Raw genomic sequence first — 23,443 nt, 5'->3', positions numbered from 1 at the left:
GCGGCGAGCCCTACGAGCCCTCGGTCTCCAGCGCAGCCCGGCCCGCCTCGAGCCGGGCGACCGGCACCCGGAACGGTGAGCAGGACACGTAGTCCAGACCGACCTCGTCGAAGAAGTGGATCGACGCGGGGTCGCCGCCGTGCTCGCCGCAGACCCCGAGGTGCAGGTCCGCGTTGGCCGCCCGCCCGTCGGTGGCGGCGCGGCGTACGAGCGCTCCCACGCCCTCCACGTCGAGGGACTCGAACGGCGACACCGGGAACACGCCCTGCGCGAGGTACGTGCTGAAGAAGGAGGCCTCCACGTCGTCGCGGGAGAATCCCCACGTCATCTGCGTCAGGTCGTTGGTGCCGAAGGAGAAGAAGTCGGCCGACCCGGCGATGGCGCCCGCGGTCATGGCCGCCCGCGGCAGCTCGATCATCGTCCCGATCTTGTGCGGGACCTCGACGCCGAGCTCCGCCTCCACCTCGTGCGCGAGCTGGACGATCCGGCCCTTGACCAGGTCGAGCTCTCGCACGCTGGCCACCAGCGGGATCATGATCTCCGGCTCGGCGTGCCCTCCCTCGCGGATGTGCTGGGCCGCGGCCTCGAGGATCGCGCGGGCCTGCATGGTGAAGAGGCCGGGGATCACGATGCCGAGGCGTACGCCGCGCAGCCCGAGCATCGGGTTGGACTCGTGCAGCCGCTGCACCGCCGCGAGCAGCTTGCGCTGCCGCTTCTTGCGCTGGCCGCGCACGTCGGCGACCGCCATGGCGACGCTCAGCTCGGTGATGTCGGGCAGGAACTCGTGCAGCGGCGGGTCGATCAGCCGGATGGTCACGGGCAGGCCGTCCATCGCCTCGAAGATCCTGAGGAAGTCCTGGCGCTGGAGCACCAGCAGCTCGGCCAGGGCCGCGTCCTGCTCGGCCTCGTCCTCGGCCACGATGAGGTTCTCCACGAGCTGGCGGCGCTCGCCGAGGAACATGTGCTCGGTGCGGCACAGCCCGATGCCCTGGGCGCCGAACCGGCGCGCCCGCAGGGCGTCGTCGGCCGTGTCGGCGTTGGTGCGCACGCCCAGCCGTCGCTTGGCGTCGGCGTGCTCCATCAGCCGCGCCACCGCCTCGACGACGGGCTGGTCGGTGTCCTCGCCCTCGAAGTGGCGCACCACGGAGGAGTCCACGACCGGCACGGCACCGTCGAAGACCTCACCGGTGGAGCCGTCGATCGAGATCACGTCGCCCTCACGGACGGTCTTGCCGCCGCGCACGGTGAACTCGCCCTCGCGGGTGTCGACGTCGAGCGACTCGGCACCGCAGACGCAGGTGCGGCCCATGCCGCGGGCCACCACGGCGGCGTGCGACGTCTTGCCGCCCCGGCTGGTGAGGACGCCGCGCGCCACCATCATCCCGTGCAGGTCCTCGGGGGTCGTCTCCTTGCGGACGAGGATGACGTCCTCACCCTGCTCGGCCCACTCGACCGCGGTCGCCCAGTCGAAGACCGCCTTGCCGACCGCGGCACCGGGGGAGGCGTTCATCCCCACGCCCAGCAGGTCCTTGCTGGCGGACGCATCGAAGCGCGGGAACATCAGGTTGGCCAGCTGCTCGCCGGTGACGCGACGCAGCGCCTCGTCCATGTCGATGAGGCCCTCGTCGACCATGTGCACCGCGATCCGGAACGCCGCCTCGGGGGTGCGCTTGCCGACCCGGGTCTGGAGCATCCAGAGCTTGCCCAGCTCGACGGTGAACTCGATGTCGCACATGTCGCGGTAGTGGTGCTCGAGTGTCGACATGATGCCCAGCAGCTCGTCGTGCGACGCCTTGTCGATGGTCGCCATGTCGGCCAGCGACACGGTGTTGCGGATGCCGGCCACGACGTCCTCGCCCTGGGCGTTCTGGAGGTAGTCGCCGTACACCCCCTGGTCGCCGGAGGCCGGGTCGCGGGTGAAGCAGACACCCGAGCCCGACGTCATGCCGCGGTTGCCGAAGACCATGGCCTGGATGTTGACGGCCGTGCCGAGGTCCTCGGGGATCTGCTCCTGGCGGCGGTAGAGGACGGCGCGGGGGGTGTTCCACGAGTCGAAGACCGCACGGACGGCGCGGTCCATCTGCTCGCGCGGGTCCTGGGGGAACTCGATCCCGGCGTGCTCGCGGATGATGCCCTTGAACTCCTCCACCAGGGTGCGCAGGTCCTCGACATCCAGGTCGAGGTCGTCGGTGACGCCCTTGGCGTCCTTGGCCGCGTCGAGGGCGCCGGAGAAGTGCTCGCCGTGGATGTCCAGCACCGTCCCGCCGAACATCTGCAGCAGCCGGCGGTAGGAGTCCATGGCGAACCGCTCGTCCTCGCTCTGCCGGGCGAGCCCGGCCACGGAGGCGTCGTTGAGACCGATGTTGAGGACGGTCTCCATCATCCCGGGCATGGAGAACTTGGCGCCCGACCGCACGGAGACCAGCAGCGGGTCGTCGGGGTCACCCAGCCGACGTCCCATCGCCTTCTCGAGCGAGGCGAGGTGGGTGGTCACCTCGTCGGCGAGGCCGTCCGGCTCGGCACCGTGCTCGAGGTAGGCCCGGCAGGCCTCCGTGGTGATGGTGAAGCCCGGTGGGACGGGGAGACCGAGGTTGCTCATCTCGGCGAGGTTGGCACCCTTGCCCCCGAGCAGGTCCTTCTGGTCGCGGTCACCGTCGGCGAAGTCGTAGACCCAAGTGTTCACCTCAGGCATCTTGCTCCTCCGACGGCGAATTGGGCAGTGCCGACGCGGCACGAGTCGGGCAAAAGCGGGGAACTGGCGTCCGGGCGGTCGATCCGCGGGCCGTCAGCGGCCCGACTCGGTGTAGTCCACCTCGCCGCGCAGCGCCGCCTCCACGCGGCGGGCGGTGAAGTCGGCGGCGAGCTCGCGGACCTCCTCGAGGGTGCAGAAGCGTACGTCGCGGATCTCCCGCTCCTGCTTGACCACGTCGTCGAGCACCGCGGCGTCGTGCACCCCGCCGTCGAAGACCAGGCAGACGGCATCGTCCCAGCCGCCCCAGGGCGGGAGCCAGTCGGTGAGCAGCAGCTCGCCGGCGTCGAGGGCCAGCCCGAGCTCCTCCTCGACCTCGCGGACCACCGCGACCCGGGGGGACTCGCCGACCTCGACGACGCCGCCGGGGAGGTCCCAGTCCTGCTTGTAGGTGAGCCGGCAGAGCAGGACACGATCGTCCGGGTCGCGCACCAGCATCTGGCTGATCGCCCGCTTGCGCGGCAGGAACGAGTTGAGCAGCGCGCGGAAGCCGCCGGGCTCGTTGACCGGCGCGTCCGTGGCCAGGCGCGCGTAGACGATCCGGTCGGCCGGTCCGTCGTCGACGGTCACGCCGCGCATCACTCCCTCGCGGTGCATGCCGGACCAGGTCGCCGTCCGCTGCGCACCCTGGTCGTCGGGGTCGACGAGCGTCTCCACGCGGGGGTGGTGGACGAGCGCCTCCGCGACCTCGCGGCGTACCTCGTCGATCGTGTGGTCGGCCGTCCAGGCGAGGCGGGCGACCCCCTCGGCGACCGTCGTCACGGTGATGGGCTGGCTCACCCGGCCACCCTAGCCAGCCGGTGAGCGCCCACCCCGGGACGCCTGCTCACGCGGTCCCCGGGCCCCCGGCCGTCAGGTGGAACGCCGGCTGCGACAGGGCGGGTACGACGACGACGCGCGGCGGGCGGCCGAGTGCGGCCGCCGTCTCACGCAGCGCCTCCTCGACGGTGGCCGTGGTGCGGGCACCCATCGCCCGGGCCAGGTCTGGCCGCCTGGCCCCGGCGAGGAAGAACTGCGAGGAGTGCTCGCGGGCGATGCCGCCGACGTAGATCATCGAGAACGCGTGGAACGGGTGGTAGCCGTAGTGGTGCCGGTAGCGGTAGACCCACTCGGGGTCGGTGGCGAGCTCCTCCTGGTGCTGCACCATGTCGGCCGGGTGCTGGCAGGCCTGGAGCCGCTCGAAGGCCGCCTCGTAGGGCGGGAACTCGGTGCTGTTGAACCACCCGTCGCACACCGCCGCCGCGATCACCACCGGCTTGTCGACCAGCGCCCGCTTGGCGCGGATCAGGCTGGAGCCGACGGCCTGGGTCATCAGGATGGGGTTGGAGCCCATGCCCGGCCCGTAGTGGAAGTTGCGCGGGATGCCGACGACCAGCACGTCGGCCCGTCCCTCCCAGGGCGCGTCGATGCGCAGGTCGGTGCGGGCCGTGGCCAGCGGCCACGAGGCCTGCTCCACGTCGGGGATGCGCCCGGCGTAGACGCCGAGCTGGCGCGACCGGGAGTCGAGGACCGCGTCCACGCTGAAGAAGGGCTGCGGCATCTCCTGCTCCATCCGCTGCCCGATCGCGCGCAGCTGGTCGCGGAAGCGGCTGCGGGTGGACACCGGCACGAAGTCCTCGCGGTAGAGGCTGCGGGGCGCGTGGTGGGAGGCGATGGAGCGCCAGCTGGTCAGGCCGGTGGCGGGCATCTTGTAGCCGCCGCTGAAGCCGCCGTACGGGTTGCCGGCCGTGTGCCCGATGAGGATGGTGAGGTCGCTGTCGACGACGGCGCGGTTGACCTGCACCGGGTCGCCGAGCTCGGAGAGACCGAGGTCGACCATGCCGGCGGGGTCCTCGGCGTCGTGGTTGACCACGTTGGCGCGGGGGAGTCGGGCGAGCGCGTCGCGGCCGAGGTAGGCCTCGAACTCCTCCCAGCGGTTCTTGCGGTGCAGGCCGATCGCGCAGACGAGGCGGATGTCCTCGGCCGCGACGCCGGCCCGTTCGAGGTCGTCGAGCAGCTGGGGGAGCACGACACGCCGGTGGGCGGTCTCGTGCTGGCCGCCCTTGACGCGGTCTGGAAAGGCGATGGTGACCGTCTGTCCGGGCCCGACGAGGTCACCGATCGGCCCGCAGCCCAGGGGCGCGTCCAGCGCGGCGCGCGTGGCGCCCACGGGGTCGTCGAGCGGCTCCGGCTCGTGGTCGGTGCGGTCCGCGGAGACCACCACGGAGTCGTCGGGGACCTCGACGGTGACGTGTCCGTCGCCGTACTCCAGCTCGACCTGCATGTGATGCCCTTCACGTCGGGGGATTTGCCTGTTACACATTACATCCAATGTGCATGCTAATGTGCATGAAGTCGATCGACTTTAACTCAGGAGGACATGTGACGGCGCTTCGACGCACCGTCCTGCCGTTCGCAGGGTTCGCCGTGGTGATCGCGGCGTGGTGGCTGACCGCCACCACCGGCATCACCGGCAAGGAGGTCCCCACGCCGGGCGAGGTCTTCGCCGCGGCCTGGGAGGGCCTGCGCGAGCCGGAGGGACTGCTCATCGACATCCGGCTCAGCGTCCTGCGGGTGCTGATCGGTGTCGCCGTCGGGTGCGCACTCTCGCTCCCGGTGGGCTTCGCGCTCGCGTGGTTCCCCACGCTGCGCGCGATGTTCGACCCGATCATCAACTTCTGCCGGGCCCTGCCGCCGATCGCGCTCTCGCCGCTGGTGATCATCTACGTCGGCATCGGCGAGGAGGCCCGGCTGCTCGTGCTGGTCTGGGCGGCGTTCTTCGCCTCGGTCGTCGTCCTCTACGAGGGGATCGCCGCGGTCGAGGACATCTACGTCCGGGCGGGACGGGCGCTCGGCGCCTCCGACCTCGAGCTCTTCCGCCGGGTGATCGTGCCGGCCACGGTGCCGCAGATGTTCGTCGCGGTCCGGGTCGCCCTCGGGGTCTCCTGGGCGACCCTGGTCGCGGCCGAGCTCATCGCCGCCCAGCGTGGGCTCGGCTGGACGATCCAGAGGTCGGCGAGCTTCTTCCGGACCGAGGAGGTCTACGCCGGGATCCTGCTCATCGGCTTCTGTGCGCTGCTCATGGACATGGGGGTCCGCCTGGTGCAGGCCCGCGCCGTCAGCTGGCAGGAGCGGGTGGTCCGATGACCGACGGCACCGGCAGCGCCCGGATCTCCTTCGGCGACGTCCACGTCGGCTTCGGCCGCGGTGGCAAGCGTGTGGAGGTCATCGACGGCGTGTCCTTCGACGTCCGCCCCGGCGAGTTCGTCAGCGTGCTCGGCCCGTCGGGCTGCGGCAAGTCGACGCTGCTCAACATGGCGGCCGGCTTCCTCGCCCCCGACGCGGGCGAGGTGCGCTTCGACGGCGACCGCGTCACCCGCCCGGACAGCAGACGGGGAGTGGTGTTCCAGCAGTACGCGATCTTCCCGTGGCTCACCGTGGAGAAGAACATCGCCTTCGGACTCACGCTCAAGCGCAACCGCCGTTCCCGCGCCGAGACCGAGGAGAGCGTCCGGCGCTACATCGAGCTGATGGGGCTCGAGGGCTTCGAGAAGTCCCTGCCCAAGCAGCTCTCGGGCGGCATGCGGCAGCGCGTGGCGCTCGCCCGGGCCTACGCCACCGACCCCGACGTGCTGCTGCTCGACGAACCCTTCGCCGCGCTCGACGCGCAGACCCGCGAGTTCATGCAGGAGCTCCTCCACGAGGCGAGCCAGGCCGAGCGTCGCGCCGCGATGCTCATCACCCACTCGGTCGAGGAGGCCATCTACCTCTCCCACCGGATCGTCGTCCTGGGCAACCGGCCGACCCGGGTCCACGAGGTCGTCGACGTCGACGTCCCCTGGCCGCGCTCGCCCGAGTCGCGGCTCCAACCCGAGTTCCTCGAGCTGCGTGGGCACCTCGAGGGCGTCATGCGCTCCCTCTCGGGGAGCGCCTTCCGAAAGGCACACCCATGAGATCAATCCGCAGCCACTTGCGCGTCCTGACCACCGGGCTGGCCGCCGGCCTCGCCCTGACCCTCGTGTCCGCGTGCGGCGCCCTCGACGAGGGCGGCGAGACGGACTCCGGGGCCGAGGGCGGCACGCCCGTCAAGGTCGGCTACCTCCACACCATCGCCGTCGACGACAAGCTCTGGCTCGGTCAGGTGGACGGGCACTGGGCAGACCACGGACTCGACCTCGAGGTGACGGAGTTCGCCACCGGCATCGAGCTGAGCCAGGCCCTGGCCGGTGGCAGCCTCGACGTCGCGATCATGGGCGGCGTCACCTCCAACTTCCCGGCCCAGGGCCAGGGCCAGATCTTCATGCTCAACTCGATCGAGAACGCCACCGCCCGGCTCTGGGCCGCGCCCGGCAGCGGCATCAAGAACGCCGCGGACCTCGAGGGCAAGACGGTGGTGACCACCGAGGGCACCACCGCCGACATCTTCCTGCACCGCGCGCTCACCGAGGCCGGTGTCGACCGCGAGGACGTCGACGTGGTCAACGCCAAGATGCCCGACGCCGTGCAGGCGTTCGTGGGCGGCTCGGCCGACGCCATCGCCCTGTGGGTCCCCTTCGACCTGCGCGTGCAGGAAGCCATGCCCGACGCCGTCGAGATCGACGACGCGGGCAACTACCCCGATGCCGCGGTCGGCGACGGCTGGATCGCCAACAACGACTGGTACGCCGACAACGAGGACACCGTCCGGACGATCATCGACGCCTGGCTGGACGTCAACGACGACTTCCGCGAGGACCCCGAGGGCTCGCTGGAGACGGTCCACGCCGAGGCCTACGAGGACGCGGCCACCCTGGAGGACCTCCAGTACCAGGTGCAGAGCCAAACCGACTACACGGCCGAGGAGTGGCTGGCGGCCTACGAGGACGGAACCGTCCTCGACGTCGTGGGCACGGCGGAGCAGGCGTACGTCGAGCTCGGCGGCGTGCCGGAGTACGTCGAGCCGTCGGAGTTCTTCGACACCTCGCTCTTCATCGAGCAGGCGAAGGCGCACCTCGAGTGACGTCCCGTCCGCACGGAACGGTCGGCGTCGTCGGGCTCGGGGCGATGGGCGGCGCGATCGCTGCCGCCCTCGCCGCTGACCGGCGCGTCGTCGTGCACGACCCGTCCCCGGAGGCCGCCGCGAGGGGAGCGGCCTCCGGGTGCGAGGTGGCCCCGTCGCTGGCCGCACTGGGGGAGGCCGTGGACACCGTCGTCCTCTCCCTGCCCGACGCGACGGTGGTCGCGGCCGTGCTCGACGTGCTCCTGGCCGGGGGCGCCCCGCCGACGCTGGTCGTCGACACCTCGACGATCGGACCGGCCGACTCGCGCACCCAGGCCGCCCGGTGCGCCGGGCGCGGGGTCGCGTACGTCGACGCGCCGGTGCTCGGCCGCCCGGCGGCCGTCGGTCGCTGGACGGTCCCGGTCGGCGGGTCCAGCCCGGACCAGGACCTCGCCGACCTGCTCGCGCCGGTGGCGGCGCGCGTCGTACCGGTCGGTGACGTCGGGGCCGGGGCCACCGTCAAGGTGGTCAACAACCAGATGCTGGCGATCATCAACGCCGGCACGGCCGAGGCCCTGGCACTGGCCGCGGCGGCCGGGCTCGACCCGGGCGTCTTCGTGGACACCGTGATCGACAGCGGGGCCGCGTCGGTGAGCGGTCTCTTCCGTGACGTGGCGCCGCGCGCCGTGGACGGCGACTACGACCCGGTCTTCTCGCTGGCGCTGATGCGCAAGGACAACGCGCTGGCGGTGGCCCTGGCCGCGGAGTCCGGGGTCCCGGTACCGGTGTCCGAGGCCGCCCTCGCCCTGCACACCGACGGCGTCGAGGCCGGGCTCGGCGCCCGGGACTCGATCGCGGTGCTGGGGGTCCTGGAGCAGGCGTCGGGCGTCCCCGCGCGGCGTGGCGGTTGAAGGACCACGCCGTGACCGTGGACGATCGGCCCGTGATCTCGCGCCAGCGCCTCGCCGACCAGGTGTACGCCGTGCTGCGCGGCCAGATCCTGGCGCGCCAGCTGGTGCCGGGCGACCACCTCAGCGTGCCGGTGCTCGCCGAGTCGCTCGGGCTGTCCCGCAGTCCGGTCCGCGAGGCCGTGCAGCGGCTGGTCGTCGAGGGGCTCGCGGTCGAGGAGTTCCACCGCGGCGCCCGGGTGGCCGGCGTGGACGCGGACGACCTCGCCGACGTCTACGCCGTGCGTGGGGTGCTCGAGGGCCTCGCCGCGTCACTGGTGGCCGACCACCACGACGCCGCCCTGCTGGCTGCGCTGCGCGCCTCCATCAGCGACCACGGCGAGGCCATCAAGGCCGGCGACGAGCAGGCGATCATCGTCGCCGACCAGGCGTTCCACCAGACCGTCCTCGACGCCGCCGGCAACGAGCACCTCACGCGCGCGCTCGGCCCGCTCCTCGGCCGCGCCCAGGTGGCGATGCTCTCGGGCGACCTGTCGCGGTGGCCGCGCAAGGCCCTCACCGAGCACCGCGCGATCCTGGCCGCCATCCGCGCCGGCGACGCCGACGCCGCCGCGGCAGCGGCGTCCGCCCACGTGCGGGCGGTGCTCAACCGGCACCAGGGACTCGACTGAGGTCCGCTCGTCACCGGCGGACGACGTCGAAGCGCGCCATCATGCCGTGGTCCTCGTGGTCGAGCATGTGGCAGTGGATCATGAACGGCCCGGTGTAGTCCTCGAAGCGGGCGGCCACCTCCACGACCTCGCCCGGCTCGAGCCGCCAGGTGTCCTCGAGACCGCGTTCCCAGGGCGGGGGCCGCTTCCCGTCGCGGAGCACCGTGCGCCACTGCTCGGCGTGGATGTGGACGTAGTGGGTCATGTCGCTGGTGTTGCGCAACCGCCACCGCTCGACGGTGCCGAGCCGGGCCCGGTGGTCGACACGACCGGGGTCGAAGGCGTGCCCGTTGACCGACCAGTAGGTGGCTCTCCCGTGCTGGCCGTGAGCGGTGCTGTCCAGGTCGAAGGTCCAGGTCTTCGACACCCGGGCCGGTGCCCGGACCAGGTCGGGGGACGGCAGCCGGGCAGGGAGGCGTGACGGGTCCGCGGCCTCGGCGCCCACGCGCAGCTGCATGAGGGCGGCCGGCCGGGCGTCGTCGCCGCTCTGGCCCGGCGCCGCCGGCACCGAGTCGAGCACCAGGTCCCGCCCCGCGGCCCCGTGCAGGTCCACGACCACGCCGGCGCGCTGGGCCGGACCGAGGAGCACCCGGTCGCGGACCACCGGGCGCCGCAGCAGACCGTTGCCGGTGCCCACCTGGAGCAGCGGCCGGCCGTCGGAGAGACCGATGGAGTACGCCGAGAAGTGCGACGCGTTGAGCAGCCGCAGCCGGTAGCGGGTCGCACTCACCCGGAGGTACGGCGCGTAGCGGCCGTTGACCAGCACGTGCGTGCCGACGGTCGCGTCGTCCGGGGGAGCCTTCGGACCGACCCACGCCATCGCGCCGTGGTGACCCACCATCCGTGCCCCGCCGGCGAACGGGTTGGTCAGCGAGTTGTCGCCGCGGAACGACCGGTCGGAGATCATCAACGGCACGTCGCGGCGCCCGGTGGGCAGACGCAGCCCCCTCTCCGCAGGGTCCTCCACCACGAACATCCCCTGGAGGCCGCGCCAGTTGTTGCGGGCGGTCCGGTCCATCCGGTGGTCGTGGTAGAAGAAGAACGAGCTCGGCTCCGGCAGCCCGCCGTACGTCAGCGGGTAGTCGTAGGTGCGGGACCGCCCGGGGCGCACCAGCTGCGTGGTCGGCTGCCCGTCGTGCTCCGACGCGTGGTGGTCACCGTGCAGGTGCACGCTCATGGCGCCGGCCCGGCGCGGCAGCCTGTGCACGAACCGCACCCGGGTCTCGCGCCCGGCGCGCCCCACGACGGTGGGTCCCGGGTAGGTGCCGCCGTACGTCCACATCCGGGTGCGCGGACCGGTCGGCAGCATCCGCACCCGTGCCTCGCGCATCGGCAGCGTGACCTCGGCACCGCGGATGCGGTCCGGGACGACCAGGGGCTGGTCGAACGACGGGAGCTGGGGGGTCGCCGTGCCGTCACCGCCCTCGACCACCAGCACGCCGCGCATCTGCGGGTGCAGCTTGCAGAAGAACGCGTAGTCGCCCTCCCCGAGCGCCTCGACACCGGTGATCGTGGCACTGGTCCCGGCGGCCACGCGGACGTCGAAGAGCGGCACGCCTCCCGCGTCGGTGGCCACCGACGTGACCGTGTGGTCGAAGGTGTCCAGGTTGACCAGGGTGAGGGTGCCTCCACCGGCCAGGGAGACCTCCCCGGGCGTGAAGCGGACCTGCCCCCGGTCGACGACCACGGTGGCCGACACCGGGGCGACTGCCGCCTGCGCGGGGGACGGGGGCGGCGGAGCGGCGCCCAGGGCGCCACCGGCGGCCAGGGCCAGTCCCAGGAGACCGGCCACCCAGCCGCTCCACCGGCGTCCCGTCCGCGTGCCCACCCGGTCAGTGAACGCACGTTTCATGACACCGGTCATGCCCAGCGTTGGGGAGATCCCTGCACCGGCGTCCACCATCCGGCCGGATCGCGAGCATCGTGGGAGGGCTCGTCACCCCACATCCACATCTCACATCTGCAAGGAGTCGCTCATGCGTCTGCTCAGGTCAGCGCGCGCCGGAATGGCCGTCGTGTGCACGTCCGCCCTCGTGGCGGCACCACTCCTGGTGCCCGCCACCGCCACGGCACAGCGTGCCGAGGCTGCCGCCATCCAGTCCATCACCATCAGGGTCGCCAAGCAGGCGATCACCGTCAAGGGCGCCAAGGGTCTCGACGCCGGTCGCATCAAGGTCCAGGTCAAGGGCCGCGGGAGCGCCGAGATCGCCATGTTCGACCGTGGCTACGACTACCGAGACTTCAGCAAGGACGCCGCCGCTGCCGACAAGGGCAACATGAAGGCGCTCAAGCGCGCCCTGGCCAACACGACGATCCTCGGAGGCTTCCAGTCGGGAGGCAGCGGCACGATCGTGCTGCCGAAGGCCGGGGAGTACACCGTCTTCTCGTTCGAGTCCCGCGGTCACGCGGTGCTCACGGCAGGAAAGGGTCGGACCAGCCCGGCCCCCGACGTGGACGGCAAGATCGTCGGGAAGACCGGGCCGGTGTGGGGCGGATCCAACACCCTGCCGGCGAAGGGCACGTTCCTGTTCAAGAACGCGGACAAGACGGTGCCGCACTTCGTGGTCCTCCAGCAGGTGGTGGAGGGCACCACGACCGACCAGGTCCTCGCGGCGCTGACCAGCGGTGAGGAGGGCCCGCCGCCGGACTTCATGCTGCCCGCCGGCATGGACACCGGGTCGCTCAGCCCCGGTCGCAAGATGACGGTGAACTACGACCTGCCTCCGGGGCAGTACGTGATCATGTGCTTCTTCCCCGACCCGAACATGCAGGGCATGCCGCACGCCTTCATGGGCATGCTCAAGATGATCCACCTCGGTGGTGGCGGCAGCGCCGCAGGCACGGGCGACCCGTCGCAGGGGGTGCCGGGCACGATCACATCGGTAGCACGCCCTGGCTGGTGAACGAGCAGCTGCGTCGCGGTCCGGGCCCCATCCCGGCCGCGACGCAGCCTCGTCCAGCACGCTGTCGTGGCTCTTCGCTCAGTCGTCGGCCTCGTGGCGGAACCACAGTGTCGCCAGCGGCGGCACCACGATGTCGGCGTACGCCGGGTGGTGCCCGTGCCCGCCCTCGATCGCCTGCACCGCGCCGAGGTTGCCGACGCCCGACCCGGTGTAGGCCGTCGCGTCGGTGTTGAGCACCTCGGTCCAGCGTCCCGTGGACGTCAGCGGCAGCCGGTAGCCCTCGTGCGGCAGGGCCGCGAAGTTGGCCACGCACACGACGTCGGGCTCACCGGGGGAGCGGCGCACGAAGGAGAACACGTTGCGGTTGGCGTCGTTGGCGTCCAGCCACTCGAAGCCCTCCGGGGAGTTGTCCCGGCCCCACAGGGCTCCCGACGTGACGTACGCCGCGTTCATGTCGCGCACCATGGCGTGGACACCCGAGTGCTCGGGGTGCTCGAGCAGCCACCAGTCGAGCTCGCGGGACTCGGCCCACTCCGACTCCTGGCCGATCTCGGCGCCCATGAAGAGCAGCTGCTTGCCGGGGTGCGCCCACATGAAGGCCAGGTAGGCCCGCAGGTTGGCCAGCTGCTGCCACCGGTCGCCCGGCATCTTGCGCAGCAGCGAGCCCTTGCCGTGCACGACCTCGTCGTGGCTGATGGGCAGCACGTAGTTCTCGGTGAACGCGTAGACCAGCGAGAACGTCATCTGGCCGTGGTGGTGGCTGCGGTAGATCGGGTCCTTGGACGCGTAGCCCAGGGAGTCGTGCATCCAGCCCATGTTCCACTTGAAGCCGAAGCCCAGGCCGCCGTCGGACGTCGGGCCGGTGACCCCCGGCCACGCGGTCGACTCCTCGGCAATGGTCACGGCCCCGGGCACCCGCTTGTAGACGGTGGCGTTCATCTCCTGGAGGAACTGCACCGCCTCGAGGTTCTCCCGGCCGCCGTGGACGTTGGGGCTCCACTCGCCGTGCTCGCGGCCGTAGTCGAGGTAGAGCATCGACGCGACGCCGTCCACGCGCAGGCCGTCGGCGTGGTACTCCTCGAGCCAGTAGAGCGCGTTGGCGTAGAGGAAGTTGCGCACCTCGTGGCGGCCGAAGTTGAAGATGTGGGAGCCCCACTCCTTGTGCCACCCGCGCTGCGGGTTGGGGTCCTCGTAGAGCGGGGTGCCGTCGAAGCGGGCCAGCGCCCACTCGTCGGTGGCGAAGTGGCCGGGGACCCAGTCCAGGATGACGCCGATGCCGGCCTGGTGCAGCCGGTCGATGAGCCGCTTCAGCCCGTCGGGGTCGCCGAAGCGTGCGTCGGGAGCGAAGTACGACGTGACGTGGTAGCCCCAGGAGCCGCCGAACGGGTGCTGCATCACCGGCATCAGCTCGACGTGGGTGAAGCCGAGGTCGTCGAGGTAGGGGACGAGCGCGTCGGCGATCTCGTCCCACGCGTAGATGTCGCCGCCGTAGTGGCGCCGCCACGACGCGAGGTGCATCTCGTAGATCGCCATCGGCTCGTCGACCGGCTGCTTGGCGGCCCGGGCCTCGATCCACTCCGCGTCGTTCCACTCGTAGTCGGATGCCCAGACGATGGAGGCGGAGCTCGGCGGCTTCTCGGCGTAGAACGCCATCGGGTCGGCGCGGTCCGCCCAGGCGCCGTCGGCGCCGCGCAGGCGGTACTTGTACTGCGAGCCGAGGCCGGCCTCGGGGACCAGGACGTGCCAGACACCGGAGTCGCCCACCCGGCTCATCGGGTGCTGCGAGCCGTCCCATCCGGCCCACTCGCCGGCGACCTGGACCTCCAGCGCGTTGGGCGCCCACACCCGGAAGGTCGTGCCGTCCGGGGTGGGGTGGGCGCCGAGGACCTTCCAGAGCTCCTCGTGGCGCCCCTCGTTGATGAGGTGGATGTCGAGCTCGCCGGGCGCGCTCGGGTCGGCGACGACGGCTGGGGTCCCGGGGGCCCCGGGCGTCCCGGGCGTCCCGGGGGTGCCGGTGCCCTCGGGGGTCGGCTGGGTCGGGGTCGTGGGAGTGCTCATGCCTGCTCCATCCTGGCCAGCGCGTCGAGCGGGATGTCCACCCATGCCGGCCTGTTGCGGGCCTCGTAGACCGCCTCGTAGACGGCCTTGTCGGCCACGTACGCCGAGAGCAGGGTCTGCTCGTCGGCGGTGAGCTCGCGTCCGGCGTACGCCGCCAGGAACGCGCGTGCGTTGCGTGCGGACCACTCGGTCGCACGGTAGGACTTCTGCTCCTCCGAGCCCTCGAAGGGGTCGGCCGCGAAGCCGGTCATCATGACCACGCGCGGGGCGTAGTCGAAGGACCGGAGCATCCCCGCGACGTCGCGCCACGGCGAGTCGGGGAGCATCCGCTCGGAGAGCGGCTTGGCCGGCTCGCCCTCGAAGTCGACGATCTTCCAGCCCCGGACCGTGCGCAGCGTCTGGCCGAGGTGGAGGTCGCCGTGCACCTGCTGGACGGTCACCTCGCCGAGCGCGGCCAGGGCGTCGTACGTCGACCGCAGCGTGGCCTCGTGCTCGGCGAGCGCGGGCACCACGGCCAGGGCCGCGTCGAGGCGGGTGCGCATGGCGTCGGCCAGCGCGACCGTCTCCTTGGCCGAGCGGGTGGTGACGGGAAAGTGCGCGGCCAGCGTCTCGTGCGTCTCGGCGAGCGCGGTGCCGAGCCGGGAGGCCTCGCCGGCGAAGTCGCCGCCGACCTCCTCGGCGTGCAGGTCCGCCTCGGCGAAGAGGTTGCGGACGCTGGAGAGCGCGAGGTCCCAGCCGTCGGACGCGGTGCGCAGGAACTGCTGGAGCATCGCGAGCTGGATCGTGGTGTCGGCCTCGTCGTCGACCACGTCCAGCCAGCCGTAGAGCGCCGCGACGTGGTCGGAGCCCGCCCGGGTCAGCACCTCGTGGATCGAGATGTCCGGGTTGACGCCCGGGGTGACCTTGCGGAAGACCTTCATCAGCGAGTCCTCGCCGAAGGCCACCGAGGAGTTGGACTGCTCGCCCTTGAAGAGGGTGGAGTGGACGGTGAGGTCGAGCTCGTGGCCCTCCACACGGTGGAAGGCCAGCTGGTCGCGGGTCACCCGGCCGTCGGTGACCTCGGCGAAGGCCCGCAGCCACAGGCCCATCGCCTCGCGGTCGTGGACGGCGTCGTAGACGAACGCGTGCCCGAAGTCGTCGTCATGCCACTCGCCGACCGAGGCGTGCTCGAGGCGCTCCTGGTGCTCGGCGTAGTAGGCCAGCGGCAGCTGGTAGAGCTCGGTCTCACCCGTCTCATAGGTGAGCTCGGCCAGCTCGATGGTGACGTGCAGGCCCGGCGGCGGGTCGGGGAGCTCGCCGACGCGGCGTACGCCGGTCAGGGTCCAGTCCCGACCCTTGCCGCCGAACCAGCGGGCTCCGGCGATGAAGTCGCGCAGCGTGTCGGTCACGGGTTGATCTCCTCCTCGACGAGCCGCATCCAGTAGAAGCCGTAGCCACCCAGGGTGAGCAGGTAGGGGAGCTCGCCGATCCGCGGGAACGGCACGCCGCCGAGCAGCTCGACGGGGACCATGCCCTCCCAGTGGCGCAGGTCGAGCTCGACCGGCTGCGGGAAGCGGGACAGGTTGTTGATGCAGAGGATCACGTCGCGGTTGCCGTCCGCGTCCACGTGCTCGCGGATGTAGGACAGCACGCACGGGTTGGAGCCGCCGAGGTCGGTGAAGGTGCCGAGCCCGAAGGCGTGGTGGCGCCGACGGGCGTGCACCAGCCGGCGGGTCCAGTGCAGCAGCGAGGAGGAGTTCTCCAGCTGCGCCTCGACGTTGACCGACTGGTAGCCGTAGACCGGGTCCTGGATGGCCGGCAGGTGCAGCCGCCCCGGCGTGGCCGAGGAGAAGCCGGCGTTGCGGTCGGGGGTCCACTGCATCGGCGTGCGTACGCCGTCACGGTCACCGAGCCAGATGTTGTCGCCCATCCCGATCTCGTCGCCGTAGTAGAGGACGGGGGAGCCGGGCAGGGACAGGAGCAGCGCGGTGAAGAGCTCCATCCGGTTGATGTCGTTGTCGAGGAGCGGGGCCAGCCTCCGGCGGATGCCGATGTTGGCCTTCATGCGGGGGTCCTTGGCGTACTCCTCCCACATGTAGTCGCGGTCCTCGTCGCTCACCATCTCGAGGGTCAGCTCGTCGTGGTTGCGCAGGAAGATGCCCCACTGGCAGTTGTCGGGGATCTCGGGCGTCTGCTCGAGGATCTCCGAGATGGGGAAGCGCGACTCACGGCGGACGGCCATGAAGATGCGCGGCATCACCGGGAAGTGGAACGCCATGTGGCACTCGTCGCCGCCCACGCTGGCGTCGCCGAAGTACTCCACCACGTCGGCCGGCCACTGGTTGGCCTCGCACAGCAGGACCCGGCCGGGGTAGTTGTCGTCGACGAACTTGCGGCACTTGCGGAGGAACTCGTGGGTCTCCGGGAGGTTCTCGCCGTTGGTGCCCGGCCTCTCGTAGAGGTAGGGCACCGCGTCGAGCCGGAAGCCGTCGAGGCCCATGTCCAGCCAGAACGCCATGGCCTCGAGCATCGCGTCGTGGACCTTGGGGTTGTCGAAGTTGAGGTCCGGCTGGTGGTGGAAGAACCGGTGCCAGAAGTACTGCTGGCGCACCGGGTCCCACGTCCAGTTGGACGGCTCGGTGTCGACGAAGATGACGCGGGCGTCCTCGTACAGCTCGTCGGTGTCGGACCAGACGTAGAAGTCGCCGTACGGGCCCTCGGGGTCCTCGCGGCTCGCCTGGAACCACGGGTGCGCGTCACTGGTGTGGTTCATGACGAAGTCGATGATCACCCGGATGTCGCGCTTGTGGCACTCGTCGAGGAAGTCGTGGAAGTCCTCGACCGTCCCGCACTCGGGGAGGATGTTGGTGTAGTCGGCGACGTCGTAGCCGCCGTCGCGCAGCGGCGAGGTGAAGAACGGCGGCACCCACAGGCAGTCGACGCCGAGCCACTGGAGGTAGTCGAGCTTCTCGATCAGACCCTTGAAGTCACCGACGCCGTCGCCGTTGGAGTCGCGGAACGACCGGACCATCACCTCGTAGAAGACGGCCGTCTTGAACCAGTCGGGCGTCGCGGCGGTCGTCGAGGTGTCCTCGAACTCCTCGTGGCCGGTCTCGGTGGTGATGTCGGGGACGCTGGACGTCGTCAACGGGGCCTCCTGACGGAGATGATGTGGGCGGGCTCGTGGCCGGGGTCGAGGCGGACGTAGTTGTGCTGGCTCCAGCTCCACTCCTCCCCGGTGATCTGGTCGTGCGCGACGAACGAGTCGTGCCAGTCGAGGCCGAGGGCGGGCATGTCGAGGTGGATCATCGTCTCCCGCGTGCCGTGCGGGTCGACGTTGACGACCACGAGGACGACGTCGTCGCCCTGCTTCTTGGAGTAGACGAGCACGGAGTCGTCGTCGCTGTGGTGGACCGTGAGGTTGCGCAGCAGCTGGAGGGCGGGGTGCTCGCGGCGGATCGTGTTGAGCCGCGTGAGGTACGGCGCGAGGGTGCGGCCCTCGGCGTCGGCGGCGTCCCAGTCGCGGATGCGGATCTGGTACTTCTCCGAGTCGAGGTACTCCTCGCTGCCCGGCTTGACCGCCACGTGCTCGTAGAGCTCGTAGCCGGCGTAGACGCCCCAGCTCGGGGAGCCGGTGGCCGCGATGGCCGCACGGACCTTGAAGGCCGCCGGTCCGCCGTACTGCAGGTAGCCGTGCAGGATGTCGGGGGTGTTGACGAAGAAGTTGGGCCGCATCAGGTGGTCGGACTGGGTCGCGACCTCGGTGAGGTAGTCCTCGAGCTCGCGCTTGCCGGTGCGCCACGTGAAGTAGGTGTAGCTCTGGTGGTAGCCGATGGCGCCGAGGCCGTGCATCATCGCCGGCCGGGTGAACGCCTCGGACAGGAACAGGACGTCCGGGTCGGTGCGGCGGATCTCCTTGAGCAGCCACTCCCAGAACGCGAGCGGCTTGGTGTGCGGGTTGTCGACGCGGAAGATCCGCACGCCGTGGGACATCCACAGCCGCACGATGCGCAGGACCTCGCGGCAGATGCCGGTCGGGTCGTTGTCGAAGTTGACCGGGTAGATGTCCTGGTACTTCTTAGGCGGGTTCTCCGCGTAGGCGATGGAGCCGTCGGCGCGGGTGGTGAAGAACTGCGGGTGGCTGGTGACCCAGGGGTGGTCGGGCGCCGCCTGGAGCGCGAGGTCGAGCGCGACCTCGAGGCCGAGCTCCCCGGCGCGCGCGACGAAGGCGTCGAAGTCGTCGAAGTCGCCCAGGTCGGGGTGGATGGCGTCGTGCCCGCCGTCCTTGCTGCCGATCGCCCACGGCGAGCCGGTGTCCTCCGGGCCGGGAGTCAGGGTGTTGTTGGGGCCCTTGCGGTTGACCTCGCCGATCGGGTGGATGGGCGGCAGGTAGATCACGTCGAAGCCCATGTCGGCCACGGCGTCGAGACGCTTCGCCGCGGTGCGGAAGGTCCCGGTGGTGACCGTGCCGGTCCTCGCGTCCTTGGTCGCACCCTCGGAGCGGGGGAAGAACTCGTACCAGCTGCCGAAGAGCGCGCGGGTGCGGTCGGCGTAGATCGGGTAGGGGCCCTCGGTCGAGACGAGCTCGCGCAGCGGGTGGGCGCCCAGGACGGTCCACAGCTCGGGGCTCTGCATGGCCGCGAGGCGGGCCTCGACCGGGCGGCGGCCGTCGCCGGCGGCCTGCGCGGCGCCGTTGACGATCGTGCGCTCGTGGTCGTCGAGATCGCCGGCGGCGGCGACGCGCTCGAGCAGCAGGCGCCCCTCGGTGAACATCAGCTCGACGTCCACCCCGGCGGGGATCTTGAGCCCGGCGTCGTGCTCCCAGGTGGCGAGCGGGTCGGACCAGGCCGAGATCTCGAACGTCCAGGCGCCCTCCGTGTCGGGGGTGACCCAGGCGTCGTACCGGTCCGGCACCTCGCCGTGCTTGACCATCCGCTGCGGCGCGCGCCGCGCGCCGGACGGGTCGGTGAGCACCACCTCGGCGCTCAGCTGGTCGTGCCCCTCACGGAACACCGACGCGCGCACGGGCAGGGGTTCACCGACGGTGGCCTTGGCCGCCTGTCGACCGAGGTCGACGACGGGGGAGACGTCCATGACGGGTATGCGTCCAACCATGCGCCCACACTTGCGAACCCGGGGGGCCGACGCAAGCCGGGACCCGGCCGCGTCGCCGCCGTCTCGCCCGCTGGGCGGGAACGGTGCGGACGGTGGAGCGGCCGGGTCGCGGCACTCAGCGTCGTACGACGACCCGGGCGAGCGCCGATCGCGACGCAGCGAAGGCCGTGCGGTCCGCCGGCCGGAAGGCCACCCGCACGCGGTGCCGGCCCGGCGCCAGGCGCCGGGACAGCGGCATCCTCAGCGTCAGCCGGTCGACGCGGACCTTCGCCAGGCGGCGTCCGTCGACGGTCACCACCCAGTGCCCGAGGCGGTCTGCACGGTCGCCGTCGAGGCGCAGACGCGCCACCAGGCGGGGCGCGGAGCCGGCCGTGGACCGGGCCGACCGGACGATCCGGAGACGCACCGAGGTGCCCACCCGAGCGGGTGTGCCGCCGGTCGTGCCGCCGGTCGTGCTGCCGGTCGTGCCGCCCGTGGTGCTGCCCGATCCGGAGGTGCCACCGGTGGTGTCGCTTCCTCCGGTGCCGGTGCCGGTGCCGGTCCCGGTGTCGCCGGTGTCGGCGCCCGCACCGCCGTCGGCCGCGAAGACCTGCAGCTCGGCGGCGTGCACGATGGTGCCTCGGTCGGACGCGGTGGCGCAGTCGGTGTCGTTGAGCGGGTCGTCGTCCTGCTCCCCGGCGTAGTCCGGGGCACCCGTGCACTGGTTGTGGAGGGTGACCAGGCGGACGGCGGCCGCCTCGGTGTCGGGCACGTCGAAGTCGCGCATGGTCAGGTCCGGGGCGACGGGTCGGGGCCGCACGCCCGGGAAGGCGTCGGCGGGCGAGGTGTAGAACCGAGACCACGTGGCGTCGGCGGAGTCGCACGCGGTGGTGCACGCCTCGAGGGCGAACTGGCGCAGCGCGGTGAAGCGCGAGCCCGAGTCGGGGTCCTCCTGGGCGAGGGGGATCGCGCTGTCGTCGGCGGGGGCCGGGGTCAGGAAGGCGCTGACGCCGACCCGGTCCACCGTGTGCAGGTCACCCGCGAGGTCGACCGCCACCGACGGCTGCGACTGGTCGACGTTGCCCTCGGTGACGCCGCCCCAGTTGGTGGACTCGGTGCCGTCGATGAGGGCCTCGGCGTTGAGGGAGCCCTCGGTCGCCCCGATGACCGTGGCGCCGGCGGCGGCGGACGCGAGGTTGGGCTCGTCGGCCACCGGCACGGTGAGCGCACCACCGCCTGCGGGGACGGTGAGGGTGAAGCGGGTGAACCCGTGGTCCGGCGAGACGGCGAGCATCTCGTAGTCGCCCGGCGTGAACGACGCCGTCGCCTCCAGGGGCGTCCCGGGGTCGGTGTCGGCCACCGGGGTCGCCCGGGCCTCGTAGTCGCCGACGAAGACCTCGGCCTGGCCGGTGGTCTCGAAGGTCACCGCGGTGTTGCCGGCCGGCGCGGCGAAGCCCGGCACCGGCTCGTGGTCGTCGCCGGAGGTGACCGACGCGTCGACCCCCATGCCGCGGCGGGCGAAGGCCTTCCACAGCACGTCCTGGTTGGCGCCGTCGAAGCGCATCCGGTCGGCGGCGAGCATCGCGTCGCGGGCGTCCAGCATCGACGTGGAGCCCTGCTGGAGCAGGAAGGAGTCGAACATCAGCTGGAGCCAGCGCCGGTTGCCCGGGCAGGACCCGGCCGGCGTCGGCGTGGCGTTCCTCGTCGCCTGCGCGCACCGCAGCTGCAGCGCCGCGTCGGCCGAGGGGTGCGAGGCGTCGTACGCGTCCACGAGCGCCTGGCGGACCTCCCACATCGTGCCGTTCCAGATCTCGCCGTCCGCGTGGACCTCGGGACCGGTGATGTCGAAGCCGTAGTCCGAGAAGTTGAGTGGGTTGCGGTCGATGGCGTAGTCGCGGATCGCCGCGTCGGGGTTGCCGGTCGCGTAGGTGCCGACGGCCCAGACGTTGCCGCCGTTGTCGTAGCCGTGCTCGTAGTGGTACTCCGCGGCGACCAGGTCGCTCCACGACTCGCCCATCGCGCCGCCCTGCTCGGAGGTCAGGCCCTCGTCGGGGCCGGCGACCATCCGGTTGCTGATGGCGTGGGTGTACTCGTGGCCGACGATGCCCATGTCGAGCCCGCCGTCGGTGCACGGGGCGTAGAAGGCGCCGGCGATCGGCTGGAACAGGTACTGGTTGGTGATGCCGGGGGTGCCGTCCTGGAGGGTGATCTGGTTGGCGTTGTCGCGACCGAGCCCTGTCGTCGCGGGCGAGCCCGTGATCGCCCCGGCCTGCGCGTTGCCGACCTCGGGGTCACCGGGCACTCCGCCGCGGCCGCCGTTGTCGGTCTGCATGTTGTAGTTGTCCTCGGTGAAGCCGAGGTAGTAGCTGAAGTCGTGCATGCGGTTGTGCGCGACGAAGAGGTTGGTCACCGACGCCTCGACGTCGTTGCCGCCGGGGACCAGCTCGGCCGGGTTGCAGCGCGAGTTGTTCCACGCGTCGGTGAACTCGGCGGTGTAGTCCCGCGTCGGCGACACCGGGGCCTGGGCAAGACCGCCGGGGGTCAGCGGGCTGCCCCACGCCTCGTGGGTGTTGGCGTTGTTGCCGACGGTCGTGGTGCTGGACAGGCCGGCCGCCACGTGGTCCCACGGTCCGAAGGCCGCCACGTTGGCCAGCTCGCCGGGCGGGGTGTCGCAGGCCTCGCCGGGGAGGAACCAGCAGCCGACGACGCCGTTGGTCGGCGTCTCGGCGGGGGAGTCGAGGGTCGGGTTGGCCGGGAAGTAGCGCCACCGCGGCTCGAAGCCGGCATCGCCGCCCGACGGGGCGGCGGTGTCGCTGGTGGAGACGGCGAGGGTGTACTGCCCGACGACGACCGAGGCGTCGTCGAACGGGCAGACCCGGACGGAGTAGGTGCCGGCAGGGATCGCGGCCGCCTGACCGGGAGCGGGGGAGTAGGTGGCGACCTCGGGGCTGGTGCCGAGGTCGTAGCTGCCGAGCAGCTCGTCGCCGGGACCGAAGAGCTTGATGGTCACGTCGTCGGCCGGCAGGGCCACGGCGACCGCGTTGATCGACCGGGTGAGGTCGTCGCCGAGCTCGAAGGCGTGCCGCGGACCGCACTCCGTCGCGGTGATCGCACCCGTGAAGAGGTCGTTGTACGCCGCGTTGTCGACCTGGTTGCGGCGCACGAGGACCTCGCCGGTCACCGCGTCGACGAGCGAGGTGTACGCCGAGGCGGCACCGCCCGAGACGTCGACGACGTTGGCCTCGAGCACGGGCCGGACGGTGCCGTCGGCCATCGGGAGGGCACGCAGGCGCACCTGCTGCTCCCCGTCGAGACCGGGGACCGTGAGGCGGGTCCACCCGGTGCGGGTGCCTGCCGGCTGGACGTCGACCTCGGCCGCCTCGATCCGCGGCAGCCCGGCGTCGGCCGCCGCGGCGAGCCAGCCGTCGAGCGGGTTGAGCGCCGCGTCGGGGACCGACGAGGTGCTGCTGCGGGCCAGCGTGGACGACACGTAGCGGACCTGGCCGCCGGAGACCCCCACGGTCACCAGCCCGCCCGCGGCGGCCGGGAGGCCGTCGTACTGCTGGCGGAGGAGGACGGCGCGGGCCTCGCTGCCCGCGAACCGCTGGTCGTTGACCAGCTCGAGCCCGTCCACCTGGGCGGCGCTCAACCCGAAGACCGCGGCGTGGTCACGCAACCAGGCGCGAGCGGCCGGGGCCGCATCGCCGGGTGCCGCGCCGAGGGAACCGTCCGCCGGCAGGATCGAGGCCGGCGTGCCGAGGTCGTTCCACCGGACGGTGGCCGTGCCGAGCGCCTCGGCCGCCTGTCGCTGGCCCGCGAGCGGGGCAGCGGTGCCGCGCAGGTCGCGGTCGCCGAGGGCGTCGACGGGGTCCCCCAGGGTGGTGATCGCGTCGACGTCGACGTCGGGTGCGGCGGCAGGGCTGCCGGAGGCGGGCAGCTGGGACAGTCCACCGATCACGGTGAGCGCGAGCAGGCCGGAGAGCAGTCCGGTGCGGCGCGAGGCGCGGGTGCGGGTCATGCGCCGACAACGGCGCAGGTGTGAGCGGGGTTACGCGGTGGACCGGTCCGGTGCCCCGGTGAGGGGG

Annotated in this window: 15 protein-coding genes; 6 read left to right on the top strand and 9 right to left on the bottom strand. The window is 71.9% G+C overall.

All coding sequences use genetic code 11. The features are described 5' to 3' along the window. Window positions 1-10: 10 nt before the first annotated feature. The 3 genes from ppdK to ASG88_RS15880 all read right to left on the bottom strand — a co-directional run bounded on the left by ppdK (window position 11) and on the right by ASG88_RS15880 (window position 5,012). Window positions 11-2,692: a pyruvate, phosphate dikinase gene (gene ppdK, locus ASG88_RS15890; RefSeq protein ID WP_056888416.1), complete on the bottom strand. Its 2,682-nt coding sequence runs from the start codon at window positions 2,690-2,692 to the stop codon at window positions 11-13. A gap of 93 nt (window positions 2,693-2,785) precedes the next feature. Further along, window positions 2,786-3,529, bottom strand: a complete 744-nt coding sequence (locus tag ASG88_RS15885) for an NUDIX hydrolase (protein WP_056888415.1) — start codon at window positions 3,527-3,529, stop codon at window positions 2,786-2,788. Between the two features lie 46 nt (window positions 3,530-3,575). Next, window positions 3,576-5,012 (bottom strand): lactate racemase domain-containing protein, encoded by a 1,437-nt coding sequence (locus tag ASG88_RS15880; protein WP_056888414.1) that lies wholly within the window; start codon window positions 5,010-5,012, stop codon window positions 3,576-3,578. Window positions 5,013-5,077: 65 nt separating this feature from the next. Between ASG88_RS15880 and ASG88_RS15875 the strand changes: the two genes are divergently transcribed. The 5 genes from ASG88_RS15875 to ASG88_RS15855 are packed head-to-tail and all read left to right on the top strand — an operon-like array spanning window position 5,078 to window position 9,285. After that, window positions 5,078-5,875, top strand: coding sequence for an ABC transporter permease (locus ASG88_RS15875; protein ID WP_056888413.1), 798 nt, complete (start codon window positions 5,078-5,080; stop codon window positions 5,873-5,875). After that, the gene (locus ASG88_RS15870) at window positions 5,872-6,681 is read left to right on the top strand and encodes an ABC transporter ATP-binding protein (protein WP_056888412.1); all 810 of its coding nucleotides are present in this window, start codon (window positions 5,872-5,874) and stop codon (window positions 6,679-6,681) included. Before ASG88_RS15875 ends, ASG88_RS15870 begins: the two co-directional genes overlap by 4 nt. After that, complete coding sequence (locus tag ASG88_RS15865) at window positions 6,678-7,727, top strand: ABC transporter substrate-binding protein (RefSeq protein WP_082600547.1); 1,050 nt, start codon at window positions 6,678-6,680, stop codon at window positions 7,725-7,727. The genes ASG88_RS15870 and ASG88_RS15865 overlap by 4 nt, the downstream gene beginning before the upstream one ends. After that, complete coding sequence (locus ASG88_RS15860; RefSeq protein WP_056888410.1) at window positions 7,724-8,617, top strand: NAD(P)-dependent oxidoreductase; 894 nt, start codon at window positions 7,724-7,726, stop codon at window positions 8,615-8,617. The genes ASG88_RS15865 and ASG88_RS15860 overlap by 4 nt, the downstream gene beginning before the upstream one ends. 11 nt (window positions 8,618-8,628) lie before the next feature. After that, a complete protein-coding gene (locus ASG88_RS15855) occupies window positions 8,629-9,285 on the top strand; it encodes a GntR family transcriptional regulator (protein WP_056888409.1) in 657 nt (218 codons plus the stop codon). A 10-nt stretch (window positions 9,286-9,295) separates the two neighbouring features. Here the strand turns inward: ASG88_RS15855 and ASG88_RS15850 are convergent, their stop codons facing one another. Continuing rightward, window positions 9,296-11,152 carry a multicopper oxidase domain-containing protein gene (locus ASG88_RS15850; RefSeq protein WP_056888408.1) on the bottom strand — a complete coding sequence of 619 codons (1,857 nt, stop codon included), beginning with the start codon at window positions 11,150-11,152 and terminating at the stop codon, window positions 9,296-9,298. A 148-nt stretch (window positions 11,153-11,300) separates the two neighbouring features. Between ASG88_RS15850 and ASG88_RS15845 the strand changes: the two genes are divergently transcribed. Further along, entirely contained in the window at window positions 11,301-12,227 is a 927-nt protein-coding gene (locus tag ASG88_RS15845; RefSeq protein WP_157559772.1) for a hypothetical protein, read from the top strand. A gap of 78 nt (window positions 12,228-12,305) precedes the next feature. Here ASG88_RS15845 and glgB read toward each other — a convergent pair whose 3' ends face one another. The 5 genes from glgB to ASG88_RS15820 form a co-directional block, all read right to left on the bottom strand. Further along, on the bottom strand, window positions 12,306-14,285 hold the full coding sequence (glgB, locus tag ASG88_RS15840; protein ID WP_235534881.1) for a 1,4-alpha-glucan branching protein GlgB: 1,980 nt from the start codon (window positions 14,283-14,285) through the stop codon (window positions 12,306-12,308). Then, window positions 14,282-15,673 carry a maltokinase N-terminal cap-like domain-containing protein gene (locus ASG88_RS15835; RefSeq protein WP_056888406.1) on the bottom strand — a complete coding sequence of 464 codons (1,392 nt, stop codon included), beginning with the start codon at window positions 15,671-15,673 and terminating at the stop codon, window positions 14,282-14,284. Before ASG88_RS15835 ends, glgB begins: the two co-directional genes overlap by 4 nt. Continuing rightward, window positions 15,670-17,388, bottom strand: a complete 1,719-nt coding sequence (treS, locus tag ASG88_RS15830; protein WP_056888626.1) for a maltose alpha-D-glucosyltransferase — start codon at window positions 17,386-17,388, stop codon at window positions 15,670-15,672. The genes ASG88_RS15835 and treS overlap by 4 nt, the downstream gene beginning before the upstream one ends. 20 nt (window positions 17,389-17,408) lie before the next feature. Further along, entirely contained in the window at window positions 17,409-19,379 is a 1,971-nt protein-coding gene (locus ASG88_RS15825) for an alpha-1,4-glucan--maltose-1-phosphate maltosyltransferase (protein WP_056888405.1), read from the bottom strand. 115 nt (window positions 19,380-19,494) lie between these two features. Further along, complete coding sequence (locus ASG88_RS15820; RefSeq protein WP_200956475.1) at window positions 19,495-23,376, bottom strand: M36 family metallopeptidase; 3,882 nt, start codon at window positions 23,374-23,376, stop codon at window positions 19,495-19,497. Window positions 23,377-23,443: the final 67 nt, after the last annotated feature.

The sequence above is a fragment of the Nocardioides sp. Soil777 genome (assembly GCF_001428425.1).
GTDB classification, from domain to species: Bacteria; Actinomycetota; Actinomycetes; order Propionibacteriales; family Nocardioidaceae; genus Nocardioides; species Nocardioides terrigena.
This window is presented reverse-complemented; position numbering and strand designations above follow the sequence as displayed.

What these genes read in the sequence shown, in the direction of transcription:
- ppdK (WP_056888416.1), bottom strand. Translation starts at nt 2,692, where the DNA reads ATGCCTGAGGTGAACACTTGGGTCTACGACTTCGCCGACGGTGACCGC.
- ASG88_RS15880 (WP_056888414.1), bottom strand. Translation starts at nt 5,012, where the DNA reads ATGCAGGTCGAGCTGGAGTACGGCGACGGACACGTCACCGTCGAGGTC.
- ASG88_RS15875 (WP_056888413.1), top strand. Translation starts at nt 5,078, where the DNA reads ATGAAGTCGATCGACTTTAACTCAGGAGGACATGTGACGGCGCTTCGA.
- ASG88_RS15870 (WP_056888412.1), top strand. Translation starts at nt 5,872, where the DNA reads ATGACCGACGGCACCGGCAGCGCCCGGATCTCCTTCGGCGACGTCCAC.
- ASG88_RS15865 (WP_082600547.1), top strand. Translation starts at nt 6,678, where the DNA reads ATGAGATCAATCCGCAGCCACTTGCGCGTCCTGACCACCGGGCTGGCC.
- ASG88_RS15845 (WP_157559772.1), top strand. Translation starts at nt 11,301, where the DNA reads ATGCGTCTGCTCAGGTCAGCGCGCGCCGGAATGGCCGTCGTGTGCACG.
- glgB (WP_235534881.1), bottom strand. Translation starts at nt 14,285, where the DNA reads ATGAGCACTCCCACGACCCCGACCCAGCCGACCCCCGAGGGCACCGGC.
- ASG88_RS15825 (WP_056888405.1), bottom strand. Translation starts at nt 19,379, where the DNA reads ATGGTTGGACGCATACCCGTCATGGACGTCTCCCCCGTCGTCGACCTC.
- ASG88_RS15820 (WP_200956475.1), bottom strand. Translation starts at nt 23,376, where the DNA reads ATGACCCGCACCCGCGCCTCGCGCCGCACCGGACTGCTCTCCGGCCTG.